The organism is Actinophytocola sp., from assembly GCF_036402745.1.
Taxonomy (GTDB): Bacteria; Actinomycetota; Actinomycetes; order Mycobacteriales; family Pseudonocardiaceae; genus Actinophytocola.
This window is the reverse complement of the sequence record NZ_DASWSJ010000038.1, coordinates 1-17,739: the sequence shown is the minus strand read 5'-3', so window position 1 is coordinate 17,739 and position 17,739 is coordinate 1. Positions and strand designations below refer to the sequence as shown.

The 17,739-nt window shown below is 70.1% G+C and carries 18 protein-coding genes; 7 read left to right on the top strand and 11 right to left on the bottom strand.

Annotated elements, in window-relative coordinates:
- Positions 1–147: 147 nt before the first annotated feature.
- Genes VGD70_RS03830 through VGD70_RS03790 form a run of 9 tightly spaced genes read right to left on the bottom strand, consistent with a single transcriptional unit; the run spans position 148 to position 9,413 of the window.
- Positions 148–1,107 (bottom strand): ornithine cyclodeaminase family protein, encoded by a 960-nt coding sequence (locus VGD70_RS03830; RefSeq protein ID WP_331078156.1) that lies wholly within the window; start codon positions 1,105–1,107, stop codon positions 148–150.
- A complete protein-coding gene (locus VGD70_RS03825) occupies positions 1,108–2,235 on the bottom strand; it encodes an alanine racemase (RefSeq protein WP_331078154.1) in 1,128 nt (375 codons plus the stop codon). It abuts the gene before it with no gap.
- 3 nt (positions 2,236–2,238) lie between these two features.
- The gene (locus VGD70_RS03820; protein WP_331078152.1) at positions 2,239–3,018 is read right to left on the bottom strand and encodes an SDR family oxidoreductase; all 780 of its coding nucleotides are present in this window, start codon (positions 3,016–3,018) and stop codon (positions 2,239–2,241) included.
- 1 nt (position 3,019) lies between these two features.
- Positions 3,020–4,099, bottom strand: a complete 1,080-nt coding sequence (locus VGD70_RS03815) for a CapA family protein (RefSeq protein WP_331078151.1) — start codon at positions 4,097–4,099, stop codon at positions 3,020–3,022.
- A 30-nt stretch (positions 4,100–4,129) separates the two neighbouring features.
- A complete protein-coding gene (locus VGD70_RS03810; RefSeq protein WP_331078150.1) occupies positions 4,130–4,987 on the bottom strand; it encodes an ATP-binding cassette domain-containing protein in 858 nt (285 codons plus the stop codon).
- Entirely contained in the window at positions 4,968–6,020 is a 1,053-nt protein-coding gene (locus VGD70_RS03805) for an ABC transporter ATP-binding protein (RefSeq protein ID WP_331078148.1), read from the bottom strand. Before VGD70_RS03805 ends, VGD70_RS03810 begins: the two co-directional genes overlap by 20 nt.
- On the bottom strand, positions 6,017–6,892 hold the full coding sequence (locus tag VGD70_RS03800) for an ABC transporter permease (RefSeq protein WP_331078146.1): 876 nt from the start codon (positions 6,890–6,892) through the stop codon (positions 6,017–6,019). The genes VGD70_RS03805 and VGD70_RS03800 overlap by 4 nt, the downstream gene beginning before the upstream one ends.
- A 27-nt stretch (positions 6,893–6,919) precedes the next feature.
- Positions 6,920–7,843: an ABC transporter permease gene (locus VGD70_RS03795; protein ID WP_331078144.1), complete on the bottom strand. Its 924-nt coding sequence runs from the start codon at positions 7,841–7,843 to the stop codon at positions 6,920–6,922.
- Between the two features lie 4 nt (positions 7,844–7,847).
- A complete protein-coding gene (locus VGD70_RS03790; RefSeq protein ID WP_331078142.1) occupies positions 7,848–9,413 on the bottom strand; it encodes an ABC transporter substrate-binding protein in 1,566 nt (521 codons plus the stop codon).
- Positions 9,414–9,509: 96 nt separating this feature from the next.
- On the opposite strand from VGD70_RS03790, the gene VGD70_RS03785 reads away from it, so the two are divergent.
- Entirely contained in the window at positions 9,510–10,187 is a 678-nt protein-coding gene (locus VGD70_RS03785) for an isochorismatase family cysteine hydrolase (protein ID WP_331078140.1), read from the top strand.
- 289 nt (positions 10,188–10,476) lie between these two features.
- Here VGD70_RS03785 and VGD70_RS03780 read toward each other — a convergent pair whose 3' ends face one another.
- Together VGD70_RS03780 and VGD70_RS03775 are read right to left on the bottom strand one after the other, a co-directional pair.
- On the bottom strand, positions 10,477–11,121 hold the full coding sequence (locus VGD70_RS03780) for a GntR family transcriptional regulator (RefSeq protein ID WP_331078138.1): 645 nt from the start codon (positions 11,119–11,121) through the stop codon (positions 10,477–10,479).
- Positions 11,122–11,173: 52 nt separating this feature from the next.
- Positions 11,174–12,385: a M20 family metallopeptidase gene (locus tag VGD70_RS03775; protein WP_331078137.1), complete on the bottom strand. Its 1,212-nt coding sequence runs from the start codon at positions 12,383–12,385 to the stop codon at positions 11,174–11,176.
- Between the two features lie 149 nt (positions 12,386–12,534).
- On the opposite strand from VGD70_RS03775, the gene VGD70_RS03770 reads away from it, so the two are divergent.
- The 6 genes from VGD70_RS03770 to VGD70_RS03745 all read left to right on the top strand — a co-directional run.
- Positions 12,535–13,119: an XRE family transcriptional regulator gene (locus VGD70_RS03770; RefSeq protein ID WP_331078135.1), complete on the top strand. Its 585-nt coding sequence runs from the start codon at positions 12,535–12,537 to the stop codon at positions 13,117–13,119.
- Positions 13,120–13,286: 167 nt separating this feature from the next.
- Positions 13,287–14,747 carry a purine-cytosine permease family protein gene (locus VGD70_RS03765; protein ID WP_331078133.1) on the top strand — a complete coding sequence of 487 codons (1,461 nt, stop codon included), beginning with the start codon at positions 13,287–13,289 and terminating at the stop codon, positions 14,745–14,747.
- Positions 14,744–15,481 carry an amidohydrolase family protein gene (locus VGD70_RS03760; protein ID WP_331078131.1) on the top strand — a complete coding sequence of 246 codons (738 nt, stop codon included), beginning with the start codon at positions 14,744–14,746 and terminating at the stop codon, positions 15,479–15,481. The genes VGD70_RS03765 and VGD70_RS03760 overlap by 4 nt, the downstream gene beginning before the upstream one ends.
- Complete coding sequence (locus VGD70_RS03755) at positions 15,478–16,263, top strand: amidohydrolase family protein (RefSeq protein WP_331078129.1); 786 nt, start codon at positions 15,478–15,480, stop codon at positions 16,261–16,263. The genes VGD70_RS03760 and VGD70_RS03755 overlap by 4 nt, the downstream gene beginning before the upstream one ends.
- Positions 16,260–17,009: an SDR family NAD(P)-dependent oxidoreductase gene (locus VGD70_RS03750; RefSeq protein ID WP_331078127.1), complete on the top strand. Its 750-nt coding sequence runs from the start codon at positions 16,260–16,262 to the stop codon at positions 17,007–17,009. The genes VGD70_RS03755 and VGD70_RS03750 overlap by 4 nt, the downstream gene beginning before the upstream one ends.
- Positions 17,006–17,739, top strand: a 734-nt coding sequence (locus VGD70_RS03745; RefSeq protein WP_331078125.1) for an SDR family NAD(P)-dependent oxidoreductase, incomplete at its 3' end; no start/stop codon positions are given. The genes VGD70_RS03750 and VGD70_RS03745, both read left to right, overlap by 4 nt.

The window sequence follows — 17,739 nt, the reverse complement described above, 5'->3', positions numbered from 1 at the left end:
CCGTCCCGGGAGACCAGTCGTGAAGGCTTGTCCCCGGCCGGCGGCTGGAGGAGTCCCTCGGCGCGACCGGCGTCCGGCTGAGCGAAGCGGACCTCGCGGTGATCGAGTCCGCCGCCGCTGCCGGTGACCGCCCGGGCTCGTCCGCCCTCAGCTGGTTGCCTCGAAGGCCGGCGCTCGGCGGCGCCACTCCTCGACGAGGGCCGCCGCAACGTACAGGTCCTGGAGCGCGATCCCGGAGCTGTCGAACACGGTGATCTCCTCGTTCGAGCCGCGCCCGGCCGCGCGGCCGGCCAGCACGGCGCCGATCGAGGTCACCGCCAGCTCACCGGCCGCGACCTCGTCGGCGATGTGCTGGAGCTCGCCGATCCGCGTGGACTGCGACGGGAGGTCGCAGAAGAGGCGTGCCCTCTCCAGCAGGGCGACCGGCAGCTCCTGCTTGCCCACCCGGTCCGAGCCCATGCTCGCGACGTGCGTTCCCGGCCTGACCCACCGTGCGTCGAAGAGCGGGGCCGACGCGGTCGTCGCGGTGACGATGATGTCGGCGCTCCGGCAGGCATCCCGCGCCTGCGCGGGTACCGCGTGCAGGCTCCTGGCGGCGAGCTTCGCCACGAAGTCGGCGCCACGTCCCGGATCACGCGCCACGACGTGGATCGTCTCGACAGGACGGATGCGGCTCAACGCGAGGCATTCGTAGAGCGCCTGGTGTCCCGAGCCGAAGATCGCCAGCGACGCGGCGTCCGGCCGGGCGAGCGCGGCCGCCGCCACGGCGTCGGCGGCCGCGGTCCGGTAGGCGTTGACCTCCCCCGCCTCGATCACCGCCCCGACCCGTCCGGTGTCCTGGTCGAGCAGCATGATCAGCGAGCTGTGCCGGGCGAGACCACGCGCGGCGTTGCCCGGCCAGTAGCTGCCGACCTTGAGCCCGGCCACCTTCCCGCTCGCCGCGGACTTGATCGCGAACTCGTTGCGGGGATCCGAACCGTGCCCGGCGACCGCGGGAAAGGTGCGGGCATGTTCGGCCACGGCGGCGACGAGGCTGTCGCGTACGGCGTCGAACGCGAGCTGCTCGCTGATCAGCGCCGCCGACTCGGCCTCGGAGATGAACAACATCTACCACCCCTGCACTCGTGGCCACACCGCGCACACCGCGCCGTCGTCGCCGAGAACGTGGTACCGGTCGTGCTGCTCGGCGGTCGCGCACGCATGGTTGGGCAGGATCCGCACCCGGGTGCCGACGGGCAGGTCCGGCAACGCCGCCCCGCTTCCGGCCCGCAGGGACAGGATGCCGTGCTCCTGCGTCACATCGGCGACCAGCAGGTCCGGGTGGACCGTTCCGTCCACATCGGACGCCAGCCCGTACCCCTGGTCGACCGGCTGGCGCGCGGTGCTCCGGTCGGCCGACAGTGCCGTCCAACCGGAGTCCGTGATGATCCAGCCCCGGTCGCGGCGATGCCCGATCACCGTGGCGACGACCGAGACGGCGATGTCGTCGACCGAGCACACACCGATCCCCGCCATCACGAGGTCGAAGAACACGAAGTTGCCCGCGCGCATCTCGGTCACGCCCGTGAGGTCCCTCGCGGCGTGGGCGGTCGGCGTCGAGCCGACGCTCACGATCGGGCACGCGAACCCGTTGGCGCGCAGCACCTCCGCGGCCCGGACGGTGGCCGCCCGCTCCCCCTCCGCGGCGGCGGCGAGCGCGTCCTCGTGGTAGCAGAAGTAGGACTCGCCCGCGTGGGCCAGCACCCCGAGCAACCGGGCGCCGTCCGCGACGGTCGCCGCGATGGCGGGCAACGCGGGATCCTCCGGCGCGATCCCGCCACGGTGGCCGTCACAGTCGATCTCGATCAACGCCCGGATCGCGATGCCCGACTGTCGCGACGCGTCGGCCACCGCCCGCGCCTGCTCGACCGTGTCCAGCAGCACGACCACGGGCACGTCCCGCCGGTACAGCGCCAGCACGCGGGCCAGCTTGTCCGGCGCGATCCCCACGGCGTACAGGATGTCGGTGAACCCCTCCGCCCCGAAGACCTCCGCCTCCCTCAGCGTCGACACCGTGATCGGCCCGGTGGCGCCGTCGAACAGCAGGCCGGCCACGTCGGGTGACTTCGCGGTCTTGACATGCGGCCGCAGCCCGACGCCCAGCTCGCTCGTCCGCCGCCGCAACCGGCTGATGTTGCGGCTCACCTTGGCCGGGTCGAGCAGCAGGAACGGTGTGTCGATCTCGTCGAGTCCCATGCGCTAGCCGGCTTCCAACGGACTCAGGTCGCCCAGCGTCAAGCCGCCGTCCACGAGGATGTTCTGCCCGGCGACGTACCGTCCGGCGGCCGAACACAGGAACGCGATCGTCGCGGCGATGTCGTCCGGCTCACCGATCCGCCGCAGTGGGATGTAACCGACCGAACGCCGCATGCCCTCCTCACCCGCGGAGTTCACCGGGTCGAGCGACTGGTTGGTGCGGACAAAGCCGGGTGAGACGCCGTTCACCCGCACACCACGCGGTCCCACCTCCACGGCCAAGGCGCGAACCAGGCCCTCGATGGCCGCCTTCGAGGCGCTGTAGTGGACGTGGTGCGCCCAGCCCCACGGGTAACCGCGCAGGGAGGAGACGGCGACGATGCTGCCGTCGTTGCGTTCGAGCATGCCGGGCAGCACCGCCCGCGCACACCGCCACACCCCGCCCAGGTTGACGCTCAGCGTCTCCTCCCAGTCCGCGTCGGTGAGGTCCACGAAGTCCTTGCGCCGGGCGATTCCCGCGTTCGCGACCAGGCAGTCGACCCGGCCGTAGTGCGCCAGCGCGGCGCCGATCGCGTCGTCGACGTTCGACGTACTCGACACGTCGCACCGTGCGGTGATCGCTTCCGCGCCGAGGTCGCGGCACAGCTTCGCCGCCTCCGCCAGCCCGTCCTCGTCGACGTCGAGCAGCGCCAGCCGGTGTCCCTGCTCTGCCAGCAGAAGTGCCGTCGCCCTGCCGATGCCGACCGGCGACGACGCACCCGTGATGACGGTGACCGGCCCCATCTCAGGCGACGCCTTCCGTGCCGTGGACGGTGACGTACCCGCCGTCCCTGGAGACCGGGGTGCCCAGCCGGGCCGACAGCCGCTCGATCCGCTCGGCGATCCGCTCCCAGTCCGGGCCGTCGACCACCTCGGGCAGGCCGTCGGCGTTGCCCGTGACCGGGACGAGGCGCAGCGTGTAGCCGCCGCCCGGGGCGACGTCGAGCCAGGCGAGGTACCCGTCCCGCGACATCTCGTCGAGGATGGCGATGGCCCCCTCGGACAGGCCTTCCCGGGGCTGCTGGGCGATGAAGTTCCCCGGGCTGTAGAGGATCGCCTTTCCCCGGTAGACCTCCACGCCGTGGATCGCGTGGACGTGGTTGCCGAGCACGACGTCCGCGCCCGCGTCGACGATCGCGTGGCCCAACGGCCGCTGGTACTCCGCCAGGTTCTCGCCCGCGCCGTAGCCCCAGTGCACCGACACCACGAGGAAGTCGACCTCGTCCCGCAGCGCGGTGATCGACTCGACCGCGCGGGCGAGGTCCGCCTCGTCGATGCGCGTGCGCACCACGGGCGGGTTGCCCGGTTCCTCCATCACCAGGTAGGCGTCCAGCTCGTAGGCGGTGTGCACGTGCAGCGGCGCGAGCCCGGGCCGGGTGTCGCTCGCGGCGGCGCCGGTCGGCAGCAGGCAGGACCAGGCCAGGAACCCGACCGACACCCCGTTGACGTCGATGACCACCGGCTCGCCCGACGCCGCCAGGTCCCGGCCCGCGCCCAGGTGCCGGACCTCGACCGCGTCGAGCTCCCGCATCGTGTCGAACAGCGCCTCCGGGCCGTAGTCCAGGGAGTGGTTGTTGGCCAGGGACAGCACGTCGAACCTCAGGCCGGCGAGGTCCTCGGCGAGGTCCGGCGACGCGCGAAACGTGATCCACTTCTCCCGCGGGGCGCCGCCGGTCGACAGTGGGATCTCCAGATCGCCGAAGGTGACGTCCGCTGTGGACAGATAGTCCGCGGTTGCCTTGAAGCCGGTCGAGAGCTCCGCGGGCAGGCGCCTGCTCGGCACCAGATCGCCCACCGCGGCCAGGGAGAATCCTGACTGTGTCATCCTTTTCGTCTCCTTTTCAGCGAACGACGGTCAGCTCACGACGAAGTGGCCGGGCCCGACCTCGGTCAGCTCGCCACCCGAGTCGAACTCCCCGGCGAACCTCGCCAGCTTCGTGCCGGACAGCCCGCCCTTGATCGACGGGGCGGACGCCAGCAGCGCCTGGGTGTACGGGTGTTTCGGGTGCGAGTAGAGGTCGGCGCTGCGCCCGATCTCCACGAACCTCCCGTCGAGCATCACGGCCACGCGGTCGCAGAGGTAGCGGACGACCGCGAGGTCGTGCGCGACCACGACGAAGGTCAGCCCGCGCTCGTCCTTGAGGTCGCGCAGGAGGTTCAGCACCTGCGCCTGGATCGATACGTCCAATGCGGACACCGGCTCGTCCGCGAGCAGCAGCCGCGCGCCGAGGACCAACGCGCGCGCCAGCACCAGGCGCTGCCGCTGGCCGCCGCTGAACTGGTGCGGGTAGCGCGACACGAACGCGGGGTCGAGGCCCACCTCGCGCAACGCGGCGGCGACCAGCGCGCGATGCTCCTCCTTGGGGGCCAGGTCGTGGATGAGGAGCGGCTCGGCCAACGACTGCGCGACCGTCATCCTCGGGTGGAACGCCCGGTAGGGGTTCTGGAAGATCAGGTGCACGTTGCGCAGGTACCGCTTGCGTGCCTGCCTGCGCAACGTCGCGATGTCGGCGCCGTCGTACCGGATGGCCCCGGCCGTCGGCTTCACCAGGCCGACCATGGCACGCAGCAGCGTGGTCTTGCCCGCGCCACTCTCGCCGACGACGCCGAACGACTCGCCGGCGCTGAGACCGAACGACACCCCGTCCACCGCCTGGATCCCGTTGCCGAAGCGGACTCCCAGGTCGCTGACCTCAAGAAGCGTGCTCGCCATGGGGCGCCTCCGTGCTCGGAACCGGGGAGTGGCAGGCCACGTGGTGCCCCGGCATCAGCTCGACCAGCTCGGGGTTCGCCGTCTCGCACGCGTCGATCGCCCGGTCGCACCGGCGCGCGAACGGGCAGCCGGGGGGCAGGTCCGAGATGTCCGGCGGAAATCCCGGAATCGCCAGCAGCCGCTCGCCGGGGTCGCGGTCGGTCTCCGGGATCGAGCGCATCAACCCGAGGGTGTACGGGTGCAGCGGGCCGGTGAGCACGCTGCGCTTGTCGCCGTACTCGACGCACTTGCCCGCGTACATCACCAGGATGTCGTCGGCCACGTAGCTGACGATCCCGATGTCGTGGGTGATCAGGATCAGCGCCGTGCCCAGCCGCTCCTGCAAGCTCTGCAGCTCGGCCAGGATCGACGCCTGCACCACCACGCCGAGCCCCGTCGTCGGCTCGTCGGCGAGGATCACGTCGGGGTCGCAGCTGATCGCCAACCCGATCATGATCCGCTGGGTCATGCCGGCCGAGAACTCCATCGGGTAGGAGCGCATCGTGGCGACCGGGTCCGGCACCCCCACCGCGGTCAGCACCTCGATCGCACGCTCGCGTGCCGCCGCCCGGCCGCACCCCCGGTGCTGCCTGATGGTCGCGACGAACTGGGCGCCGATCGTCTGCAGCGGGTCGAGCGACGCGGACGGGTCCTGGAAGATCATCGCTATGCGGTCGCCACGCAGCGTGCCCATGTCCCGTTCGGACAGACCGAGCAGGTCGCGTCCCTTGTAGCGCACCTCGCCCGCGGAGATCTCGCCCGGCGGGTCGACGATGCGCAGGATCGCCCGCACCACGGTGGTCTTGCCCGATCCGCTCTCGCCGACGATCCCCAACGTCCGGCCGGCGGCCACGGAGAAGCTGATGTCGTTGACCGCCCGCAGCACCTTGCCGCCCGCGGTCCCGTAGTTGACCTCGAGGCCGGTGACCTCGACGACCGGGACCTCGACCGCCGGCTCGCCCTGCCGCGTCGTCGGTGCCGATACCGTGCTCATGTGCGCCTCAGCCTGGGGTCGAACGTGCCCTGCAGGCCGTCACCGAGCAGGTTGAGGCCGAGCAGGGTGATGAGGATCAGTACGCCGGGCATGGTCGTTATCCACCAGATCCCGGTCGAGAGGTAGTCCTTGCCGTCCGCCATCACGGTGCCGAGCGACATTCCCGGCGGCTGGATACCGAGGCCCAGGAAGCTCAGCAGGGCCTCGAGGATGATGACGGCCGCCACGTCGAGGGTGGAGAGGATCAGCATCGAGATCGCCACGTTGCGGAGCAGGTACCGGGTGATGATCCGCCAGTGGCTCGCGCCCATGGCACGGGCGGCCAGCACGTACTCGCTGCCCGCGTCGACCAGCGCGATGCTCCGGATGATCCGCGCGTAGACCGGCCACGCGGACAGGCTGAGTACGACGATGAGGACGACCGGCCCCGGCGAGTAGACCGACAGCAGCGTGATCCCGAGGATGATGAACGGAAAAGCCATCTGCACATCGGTGACGCGCATGAGGATCGCGTTCACGATGCCGCCGAAGTACCCCGCCGCGATGCCGATCAGGACGCCCAGCGCCGCCGCGACGGCGACCGCCGGGACGGAGATGAGCAGCGAGGTTCGCAGCCCGTACACCATCCGGGCCCACAGATCCCGGCCCAGCCCGTCCGTGCCGAGCGGGTGGCGCCACGTCCCGCCCGGCATGAACACCGGCGCGGCCAGCCGGTGTGTCACGTCCTGCTGCACCGGGTCGTGGATCGCGACCAGCGGCGCGGCGACGACCATGATCAGCACGACGGCCACGAGGATCGCGCCCACCAGCGTCGCGCCGGTGAGCGCCTCCCGCAGCGTCGCGCGGACCCGGCCGGTGGCGGGTGCGGGCACAACTGTTGGGGTAACTGACATCGGCCCCTACTTCCGGATCCGGATGCGTGGGTCGATCAGGCCGTAGGCCAGATCGATGAGCAGGTTTACCAGCACGAAGATCGCCGCCGTCACCACCACGATCGCCTGCACGAGCGGATAGTCCTTGCGCAGCACGGCGTTGAGCGTGAGAAGCCCGAGACCGGGGTAGTTGAAGATCCACTCGACGACGACCGCGCCACCCAGCAGGTAGCCCACCTGCGCGCCCAGCAGGGTGAGCGTGGGCACCCAGGTGTTCTTGAAGGCGTGCACCCAGATGATCCGCCGTGGCGGGATGCCCCGGGCGCGCAGGGCCTTGGTCCAGTCGAGCTCGAGTATCTCGATCATCGACGCCCTGCTGACCCGCGAGATGATCGCGATCAGGCTGACGGCCAGCGCGAGGGCCGGCAGCACGATCGACTGCACGCCTTCGTAGCCGATCGGCTGCACCCACGCGAGCTTCACCCCGAAGATGAGCAGGAACTCCAAAGCCAGCCAGAAGCTCGGCGCCGACTGGAAGACCATCTGGACCACCAGCACCGCGCGGTCGACCAACGAACCCCGCCGGGTGGCGGCGACGAACCCGAGCGGGAAGCCGATCGCCACCGCGACGAGGATCGCCACGGCCGTGAGGAGCAGCGTGAGCGGCAGCCGCTCGGCGATCAGCTGGAACACCGAGGACTGCTCGTAGTAGGAGTTGCCGAAGTCCCCGCGCACCATGTTCGCGATGAAGTGTCCGAACTGGACCATCACCGACTGGTCCAGGCCCAGCTGGTGGCGCAGGGCCGCCACCGCGTCCGCGGACGCCAGCTGCCCCGCGATGAGTCGCGCCGGGTCGCCCGGCGCGAGCCGCATCACGAAGAAGATGATCGCGGCCACCGCGCAGACGACCAGGACCGCCTGCGCCACCCGGCCACTGATGTACCGGACCATCGGGCTACGACTTCGCCACGGGGAAGATGTCGAACTCGTACCAGTGCGGGACGGTCAGACCGGTGATCTTCGCGGAGACCCCGGTGATCAGGTCATAGGTGAACATCGGGAACCCGGGCGCGTGCTTCACCAGCGCCGGCTCCAGCTGCTCCTTGATCACCTTCTCGCGCCGCGCCGGGTCGACCTCCTTGGCCTGCGCCTCGATCGCGGCGTCGATGTCCTTGTCGCTGCAGAAGTCGATCATGCCCGTGGTCTTGAACAGCGAGGTGTACCACGGGTTGCGGTCCGGCGTCGGGACCAGCCACCCGTGCAGGATCATGTGTCCGTCCGGTTTGAACAACGCCTCGTTCCACGCCGGCTCGTCGAGCATCTGCAACGTGACGTCGACACCGACGTCCTTCAGGTTCTGCACGATGAGCTGCGAGTACTCGTTCGTCATCGGGTAGGCGCCCTTGACCGAGAGGAACTTCAGCGTCGGCAGCCCGCTCCCGCCCGGGTAGCCGGCGGCGGCCAGCAGGCTCTTCGCCTTCGTCACGTCGTAGGCGAAGTAGCCGGGGTTGTCCGCGAAGCCGATCGTGTTCGGCGCGTTGAAGGCCGTGTTCACCTTGCCGTACCCGCCGTAGATGTTCTTGACGATGCTGGGCACGTCGATGGCGTGGCAGATCGCCTGGCGCAGCGTCGGGTTGTCCATGGGCGCGGTCTGCGTGCGGAAGTCGAGGATCATCGCGTCGGTGCTCTCGACGTGCGACACCGTCACCCCGGACGAGGACTGGAGGGTCTTCACCTCGCTCGGCCCGAGCCCCTCGACGATGTCGGCCTGGCCGGTCTGCAGAGCGGTCAGCCGCGTGCTGACGTCGCTGACGTACTTGATGGTGACGCTCTTCGCGCCGACCTTGCCCCGCCAGTACCTCTCGTTCGCGACGAGCCGCAGGCCGCCTGCCTCGCCGTGGTAGGTGTCCATCTTGTACGGACCGGTGCCGTTCATCTTCTTCTTGAGGAACTCCGGGCCCTTCTCGGCGTCGAGGTGGCTGATGATCGCGCCCGACTGGTTCGCCGACAGGCACGCGGCCTTCAGCGGCGCGAACGGCAGGGGCGTGTGGATCCGGACCGTGTGGTCGTCGACCACCTCACCCTGGAGCTGGCCCGGGAAGAGCGAGCCGACCACGGACTTCGGGTTGGACGCCAGCTCGACCGACGCCTTGACGTCCAGCGCGGTGAACGGCTGTCCGTCGTGGAACGTCACTCCCTTGCGGAGCTTGGCCTCCCACACGGTCGGCGCGATCAGCTCGAACGACTCCGCGAGCCCGGGCACGAAGCTGCCGTCGTTGTCGATCCACATCAGATAGTCGTAGACCATCCGCTGGGTCCGCATGTGGACCAGCACCTGGTTGTCGTACGGGTTCCAGGAGCCGATGAAGTTCGACGACGACAGGTAGACGATGTCGCCGCTGCCGCCGTAACCACTACCACTGCCCGGAGTCGCGCATGCGCCGAGCGCCACGAGCCCGGCGGCTCCACCCGCGACGCCGAGGAACCGGCGCCGGCTGAGCCCAACTGTGCCGTCACCCATTGTGCAACGCTCCCTACTGTCGACCAACGTTGCACTGTAGTATATCAGTCTGTCTATTACAGATATGTTTCCAGCAGTTCACTGGGAGGCCGCATAGTGATCCACATCGACGGACGAGACGTCCTGACCTCTTTGGACGAACTGGTGGACCCACGCCGGGCGGCGCTGCTCATCGTGGACATGCAACGAGATTTCATCGAGGCCGACGGCGCGTTCGGCACCCTGGGTGTCGATCTGAGCATGTACTCGGACATGCACCCGCGCCTCGTCGACCTGCTCGGCGCGGCGCGGGATGCCGGGACACTCGTCGTGCACATCCAGATGACCGCGCTCGGCGGGCGGGTCAGCGACTCGCCGGCGCAGATCCGATTCAACATGCGCATGCACAAGGAGGCCCAGAACGGCGCGCCGCCGTTGCGCTACACGGAGATCGGCACACCCGGCCGCGAGTTCGTCGACGGGTTGCAGCCGCGCCCGGGTGAGGTCGTGGTGCCCAAATGGCGGTCGAGCGCGTTCTGGGGCACCTGCCTCGACCTGATCCTGCGCAGCAACGACATCGAGACCGTGATCGTCACCGGCTGCACGACCGAGGGCTGCGTCGAGTCGACGGCACGGGACGCGATGTTCAACGACTACTACGTCGTGATCGCGGAGGACTGCGTCGCGAGCGACGACCGGCAGCAGCACGACGCGTCGATGCTGCTGATGCGGCACCGGTTCGACGTGGCGCCGTCAAAGGAGATCGCCGCCATCTGGATCGGCGCGGGAGACTAAGGCCTGTCTCGTAGATCATCGGGTGAAGTCCTGCGCCGACCACCGGAACCTCAGGGGACCGTGACGGCACCCAGCCACCACCCACCCCGACACCCACACCATTCGCCAGAACGCAACGCACACTTTTAATCCCGGGGAGGCGGACCAGGTGTCTCGTAGATCATCGGGTGAAGTCCTGCGCCGACCACCGGAACCTCAGGGGACCGTGACGGCACCCAGCCACCATCCACCTCGATACCCGCACTATTCGCCGGGACGCAACGCACACTGTTAATCCCGGGGAGGCGGACTAGAACAAGGACTGCAGCAGCTGGCGCGAGGAGGCGATGTGCGCGCGCATCGCCTCCTGCGCCTGCTCGGGTTCGCGGGCCTCCAGCGCGTGGAGAAGGTCCTCGTGGGACATCATCGAATGTTGCTGTGGTGGGCGGGTGCTCCAGTGTGACCGCCAGAACCGCAGGTTGTGCAGCAGCAGCAGGTCGGCGGTGTCCTGGAGGAACGAGTTCTTCGTGATGCGCGCCAGGTAGGAGTGGATCTCCATGTCCTCGGCCAGGAACTCGTCGGGGTGGACGCCCTTGCGTGCCTTGCCGGCGGACTTGACGAGCTTGCGCAGCGTCGCCAGGTCGACGTCGGTCGCCCGGGAGGCCGCGAGGTAGGCGATGCCGCCCTCGACCGCCTGGCGGGCGTCGAACATGTCGAGCACGTCCTGCAACGCGAACGCGGTGACCACGGTGCCACGGCGCGGCAGCACCGTGATGAACCGCTCCCCCGCCAGCCGGGCGATCGCCTCGTGGATCGGCATCCTGCCGTAGCCGAGCTCGTTCGCCAGCGACTGCTCGTTCACCACGGCGCCGGGCGGCAGCCGCAGGTCGAGGATCATCTCGCGAAGCTCGTTGTAGGCCGCGAGCCGTTGCCCGCCCTCACGCTTGCCACTCACCACACGATGATATATCACTACGTGTGAAGAGGTTTACGCGGCGCGCGGGCGCTCAGTTCGTCGCGCGGCGCAGTGCCTCGACGGCCAGCCTCGCGTGCAGCAGCGCACCGTCGGGCAGCACCGAGTCGTCGAACTCCGCGTGGGGGCTGTGGTTGTACGGCGTCGTGGTCGGGTCGTCGGCCGGGGACGCGCCCAGCATCAGGTAGCACCCCGGCACCTCGGCGAGCACGCGCGAGAAGTCCTCGGACCCGCCGAGCGGCACGCGCATCGGCTGGTACCGCTCCTCGCCGAAGGTCTCGGCGACCACGTCGGCGGCGAACGCCGCGGCGCCCGCGTCGTTGACCGTGGCCGGGTACTCGTCCAGGTACTCGGCCTGGACGGTCACGCCGTGCGCCGCTGCGACGTTCTCGCACACCCGCACGGACTCGGTCCGGACCAGCGTCCGCGCCGCCTGCGAGAAGCTGCGCACCGTGGCCTCGAACCGAACCTCCTCGGGAATGATGTTGCGCCGCGTGCCGCCGCGGATCAGGCCGACGGAGATGACGACCGGGTCGAAGACGTCGAACCGCCGGGTGACCATCGTCTGCAGCGCGATCACCATCTCGGCCGCCGCCGTGATCGGGTCGCGGGCCAGATGTGGCGCCGAGCCGTGCCCGCCCGCACCGTGCACGGTGACCATCAGCATGTCGCTCGCCGCCATGACCGTCTCCGGGCGAGTGGCGAACACACCCCTCGGCACCTGCGCGGACAGCACGTGCATGCCGAACGCACCGACGACCCTGCTGCCCGCCGCGTCCAGCACGCCCTCGTCGATCATGTGGCGCGCACCGTCCCAACCCTCCTCGCCCGGCTGGAACATGAACACCACGTCGCCCACGAGCGCGTCGCGGTGGGCGGCCAGCAGCCGGGCCGCACCGACGAGCATGGTGGTGTGCAGGTCGTGCCCGCACGCGTGCATGGTGTCCGCCACCTCGCTGGCGTACGGCAGCCCGGTCGTCTCGGTGACCGGCAGCGCGTCCAGGTCGCCGCGCAGCAGCACGGCGGGTCCGCCGGGGGCGCCACCACGCAGCACCGCGGTGACCGAGGAGAGCGCGGCGCCGGTCGTGACCTCCAGCCCGAGCCCGTCGAGCGCGCCGAGGACCGTCTCCTGGGTGCGGGGCAACCGCAGCCCCACCTCGGGCGTGCGGTGCAGCGTGCGCCGCAGCTCGACGAGGTCACCCGTCATCGCCTTGGCGTCGTCCCGTAACGCGGCGTCCGTTGCCATGCCTGACCTCCAACTGTCCATCCCGGAGCGCACGCTCGACGGGAGACTTAACGGGGACGAAATCTCTTTCCGCTCACCGGCCTTGACTGCGCGGCATCGGCTCTTCAATATACGTGCATATCTTCATTGCGCTGAAGATGAGAGTGACGGTGACCACCGTGCAGGAAGTGATCGAGGCCGAGACGCTGGCCCACATCGGCGCGATGCTGCGCAAGCTACGCGCGGAGCGCTCGCTGACCGTGGAGGCGCTCGCGTCCGCGGCCGGCATCAGCACCGGCCTCATCAGCCAGCTCGAGCGGGGCATCGGCAATCCCAGCTTCAGCACGCTGTTCAAGCTCGCCTACACGCTCGAGGTCCCGCTCGGCACGTTCCTCACCGACCCCGGTGGACCAACCGACCGGAAGGTCGTGCGCAAACACGAGCGAACGCGGCTCGCCCTCGCCGGTGAGGGGCTGACCTACGAGCTGCTGACGCCCGACCTCCAGCGTGACCTGCAGGTGCTGCTGACCAGGATGCCGCCGGGCTTCGACGGTGCCGGAAACCCGTTCCGGCACCCCGGTGAGGAGTGCCAGCACGTGCTCTCCGGCCGGATCGAGATCTTCGTCGGCGACGACATGTACGAGCTGTCCACAGGCGACAGCATCACCTACGACTCGGGTCTCCCCCACTGGTACCGGAACCCGGACACCGAGTGGGCAGAGTTCATCGGCGCGGTCACCCCGCCGTCCTTCTAGGACCGTCCGCACAGAGCCAATATCTCGTCGAACGCATCGGAGTTCCGCGCACTGCCGCGCGTTCCGAGGCAGCAGCGCGCCCCCGCGACGGTGAGCCCTGCGCCGTGTGCCGTTCCAGCTCGGCCACCGCCGGCGTCCTCGTGCGCCCGACACCGAATCGAGTCACCATGACCATCTCCGACCAACCGGATGCCGCGCTCGCCAAGCGCTACCGCCAGCCGAGGAACGTCGAGCAGTACGGGGTCGAGGCGATCCCCGACGACAAGAAGACCGTCCGGTGGTGGGACGTCTTCTTCATGATCCTCAACTTCCTGATCAACCCCGGCATGATCCTCATCGCCGGCTCCGCCGTCGCCGCCGGCCTGCCGTTCTGGGCCGCGGTGGTCGCCGAGATCTCCGGCATCGTGATCGCGTTCTCCGCCTACGCGATCATGGCGACCATCGGCGTCGACTACGGCCTGCCCGGCCAGGTCGGCACCCGCATCACCTACGGCCTGCGCGGCGCCAAGTGGATCCCATCGACGCTGCACGTGATCAGCGCCGTCTACTGGTTCGCCTTCCAAACCGTCGCGGGCACCCTCGGCATCATCGCGGTACTGCGCGCGCTGACCGGCTACACGCTCGACTTCGTCGTGGTGAGCCTGGTCTTCGCGATCATCCAGGCCGCGGTCGCGCTGATCGGCTACGACTCGTTGAAGGTGCTGTCGAGGCTGGCGTTCCCCACCAAGATCATCCTGTCGGCGATCTTCATCGCGCTGCTCATGACCCACGACGACCCCGCCTACGCGCCGTCGGCCGTGTTCGGGTTCAGCACGGAGATCCCCTGGCAGTGGCCGCTGCTCGCGTTGTGGCTCAACAGCGTCGCGTCGGCATGGCTGTCGATGATCACGAACGCGAGCGACTTCTGCCGCTACTCCCGCAGCCGCGTGGACATGTGGATGGGCACCCTCGCCGCGGCAGTCGTGGGCACGCTCATCTCCGCACTCGTCGGCTGCTACGCCGCGGTCGCCTCCGGCGGAAACGCCAACGCCTTCGACGTGATCGCCCAGATCACCAGCAACCCGCTGCTGCTCGGCCTGATCCTGCTCTACATCGTGCTGGACAACTGGACGATCAACGTCCTGAACCTCTACACGGCCGGGCTCGCGCTCGTGAACATCGTGCAGCGGATGGGCCGGTTCTGGGCGACCTTCGCCCTCGCGGTGATCGGCGTCGCGCTGTCCCTGTTACCCGACCTCGTCAACGGCTACACCGGCCTGATGACGGCGATGGGCAACCTGTTCGCCCCCGTCGCTGGCGTGCTGATCGCCGACTACGTCTTCTGCAAGCGCATGGGCATCGACGTTTCCGCGCTGTTCTCCCGGAACGGGCGGTACTGGTACTGGTCCGGGTTCAACTGGCTCGCCGTCGGCTGGACCGTCGCCGGGGTGCTCATCTACATCGCGCTGCCCACGGTCGCGCTCAAGAACATCAGCTGCATGGTGATCACCATCGTCGGGTACGTGAGCACCGCCCGGCTGCTCGCCGGCCGAGTGTCCCGTTTGGACGCGGCGGACGCCCCCGTGCCCGCGCGGCTCGACGACGAGGTCGAGACCGCACGACGAGGAGAGGACGCGCTCCTTTCATGATCGTGGACTTCCACACGCACGTGGACGACGTGCCAGCGCTCGGGTGGCACCTGCCCGTGGATGCCGTCCTCGCCCAGCTGGACGAGGCCGGCATCCACCGAGCGGTTGTCATGACCATTGTGGACGCGCCGGCGATCAGGCGAGACGCGCTGGACGTGCTCGCCGCGGCCTGCTCCGCCAACGAGCGGCTGTACGGGTTCGCCCGCGTCCACCCCTGGTACGACGACGCACCCGCCATGTTGGAGCACGCGCTCGACGAGCTCGGGTTCCGTGGGCTCAAGCTGCACGGTGTGTCCACTTTGGCCCATCCGGGCGAGGAGCCGGTGCTGCGGCTGGTACGTATCGCGGCCGACCGGGGCGTGCCGGTGATGTTCCACTCCGGCGACGACCCGTTCACCACCCCCCTCGAGCTCGCCGACGCCGCCCGCGCAGTCCCGGACGCCGCGATCGTGCTGGCCCACACCGGCGGCTACGGCCACACCGAGGACGCCATCGCCGTCGCCGAACGGCTGCCCAACGTCTACCTCGACACCTCCGCCATGCCCTACCCGGGAGCGCTGGCAGCCGCCGTGCGGCGGGTCGGCGCCGAACGGGTGCTGTTCGCCTCCGACGCACCGGGCTGCCCCGCGACGCTGGAGCTCGCCAAGATCCGCCTCGCCGGGCTGACCGACGAGGAACTGAAACTGGTGCTCGGCGGCAACGCCATGCGCCTCCTCGAGAAAGCTGCGACATGACGACGTCCAGTGCCGCGGCCACCGCCGCATCCATTGTGGACGCCTGCGTGCTCGTCGGCCGGTCCCGGTTCGGCGGCGAGCTGACCCTGCCCGCGGCGGCGCGCCAGGCCGGGGACCTCGGCGTGCACACGCTGATCGTGACCTCGGCCGCACCCGCCGACCGCGACCTGCCAGGCGCGACCGAGCGGCTGTTGCGCGCCGCCGCGGCGACCGGCCTGGCCGTGCGGGTCGAGGTGCTCGCCCGCGTCGACCCCTGGGAACCGGACGCGGTCGGCGCCGCGGAGCGGGCGCTCGCCGGCGGTGCTGTCGGCGTCTTCCTGCACCCGTGGGAGGAGACCTTCCGGATCAACGAGCACGCGCTCCTCGACCCGCTCCTGCGCCTGCTCGCCGCCGAAGGCAGGCCGGTGGTCGTGGAGGGCGGGTATCCCTGGGTGTCCGAGCCGGCCCAGCTGGCCGACCTCGCGGTACGCCACCCGGAGGTGCCCGTCGTGGCGACCCGGGGCGGGCACATGAACATGAGCGGGCTGTCCGGGCAGACCGCGCTGCGTGCGCTGCGTGCCGCCCCGAACCTTCGCGTGCTGACCAGCGGCGTGTACCGGCAGGACTGGCTCGCCGGTGTCGTCGACGAGCTCGGCGCGGAGCGGCTCTGCTACGGCTCGCTGGCACCGGTCCTCGAGCCGCGCATGGAACTGCTGCGGCCTGCCGCACTGACCGACCCGGTGGCCCGCGACCTGGTGCTGGCCGGCAACGCCACCCAACTGTTCGGATTGGACTCGCGATGAACACTCGACTCGCCGGCAGGACGGCGCTGGTCACCGGCGCCGCGAGCGGCATAGGCGCCGCGATCGCCGTCGCGTTCGCCGAGGAAGGCGCCGACGTGTCCCTTGTGGACCGCGACGTGGGCGACCACCTGGCGGAGGTCGTGCGGCGCTGCGAGAAGTTCGGCGCCACCGTGCACACCGAGGTCGCCGACGTGTCCGACGAGGACGCGGTCCACGCCGCCTTCGCCGCCACGGTGGCGCGGTTCGGCCGGCTGGACGTGCTGGTCAACAACGCCGGGATCATCACGGAGTCGCGGGTGGCGGACATGCCGGCCGCGCTGTTCGATCACATGCTCGCGGTCCACCTCCGCGGCACCTTCCTGTGCTGCCGGGCCGCCCTGCCGACAATGCGCGCGCAGCGGCACGGACGGATCATCAACATCTCCTCGCAGCTCGCGCTCAAGGGTGCGCCGTTGCTCGCCCACTACTGCGCCGCGAAAGCCGGCATCCTGGGCCTGACCAAAGCGCTGGCCCGGGAGGTGGCCGCGGACGGGATCACGGTCAACGCGATCGCGCCCGGTCCGATCGAGACCCCGCTCGCCGACGATCTCACCGAGGCCAAGGCGTCCGTGGCCGACCTTCCGCTCGGCCGCTTCGGCCAGCCGCACGAGGTCGCGCCCACCGCGGTCCTGCTGGCCGGCGATCCGTCCGGAAACCTCTACACCGGACAGACGCTCGGCCCGAACTCGGGAGACGTGATGCCGTGACCGGAAAGGTAGCGTTCGTCACCGGAGCCGCCAGCGGGATCGGGCAGGCCGTGTCCATCGCGCTCGCCAGGCGCGGTTACGCCGTCGCCGTCGGCACGTTCGCCGGTGACCCGCACCGGGCCGGCGACACCGTCGACGCCGTCGTGGCCGAGGGCGCGGAGGCGGTCGTGATCGACGCCGACGTCCGCGACACCACCGCGCTGGAGGCCGCGTGCGCGGGCGCCGCCGAACGGTGGGGGCGCCTGGACGCGGTGGTGGCCAACGCCGGTGTGGTCCGGCGCGCGCCGCTGCTGGAGCTGTCCGACGAGACCTGGGCGCAGGTCGTCGACATCGACCTCACCGGCGTGATGCGCACCGTGCGCGCCGCGGCCCGCCACTTCCGCGGCGGCGGCTCGATCGTGTGCGTGTCCAGCATCGCGGGCGGCGCGGTCGGGTGGGCGGGCCACACCCACTACACGGCGGCCAAGGCCGGTGTCGTCGGCTTCGTCCGCAGCGCCGCCATCGAACTGGCGGCGCGGGCAGTGCGGGTCAACGCCGTGCTGCCGGGCGTGATCGCGTCGCCGCAGTCGCTCGATCCGGTCAACTCGGCCGGACCGAACGGCGTCGCCGCGTCGGCAGCCCGGATCCCGCTGGGACGGCCCGGTCTGCCCGAAGACGTGGCCGATGTCGTGACCTTCCTGCTCTCCCCCGCGGCCCGGTACGTCACCGGTCAGGCACTGGTCGTCGACGG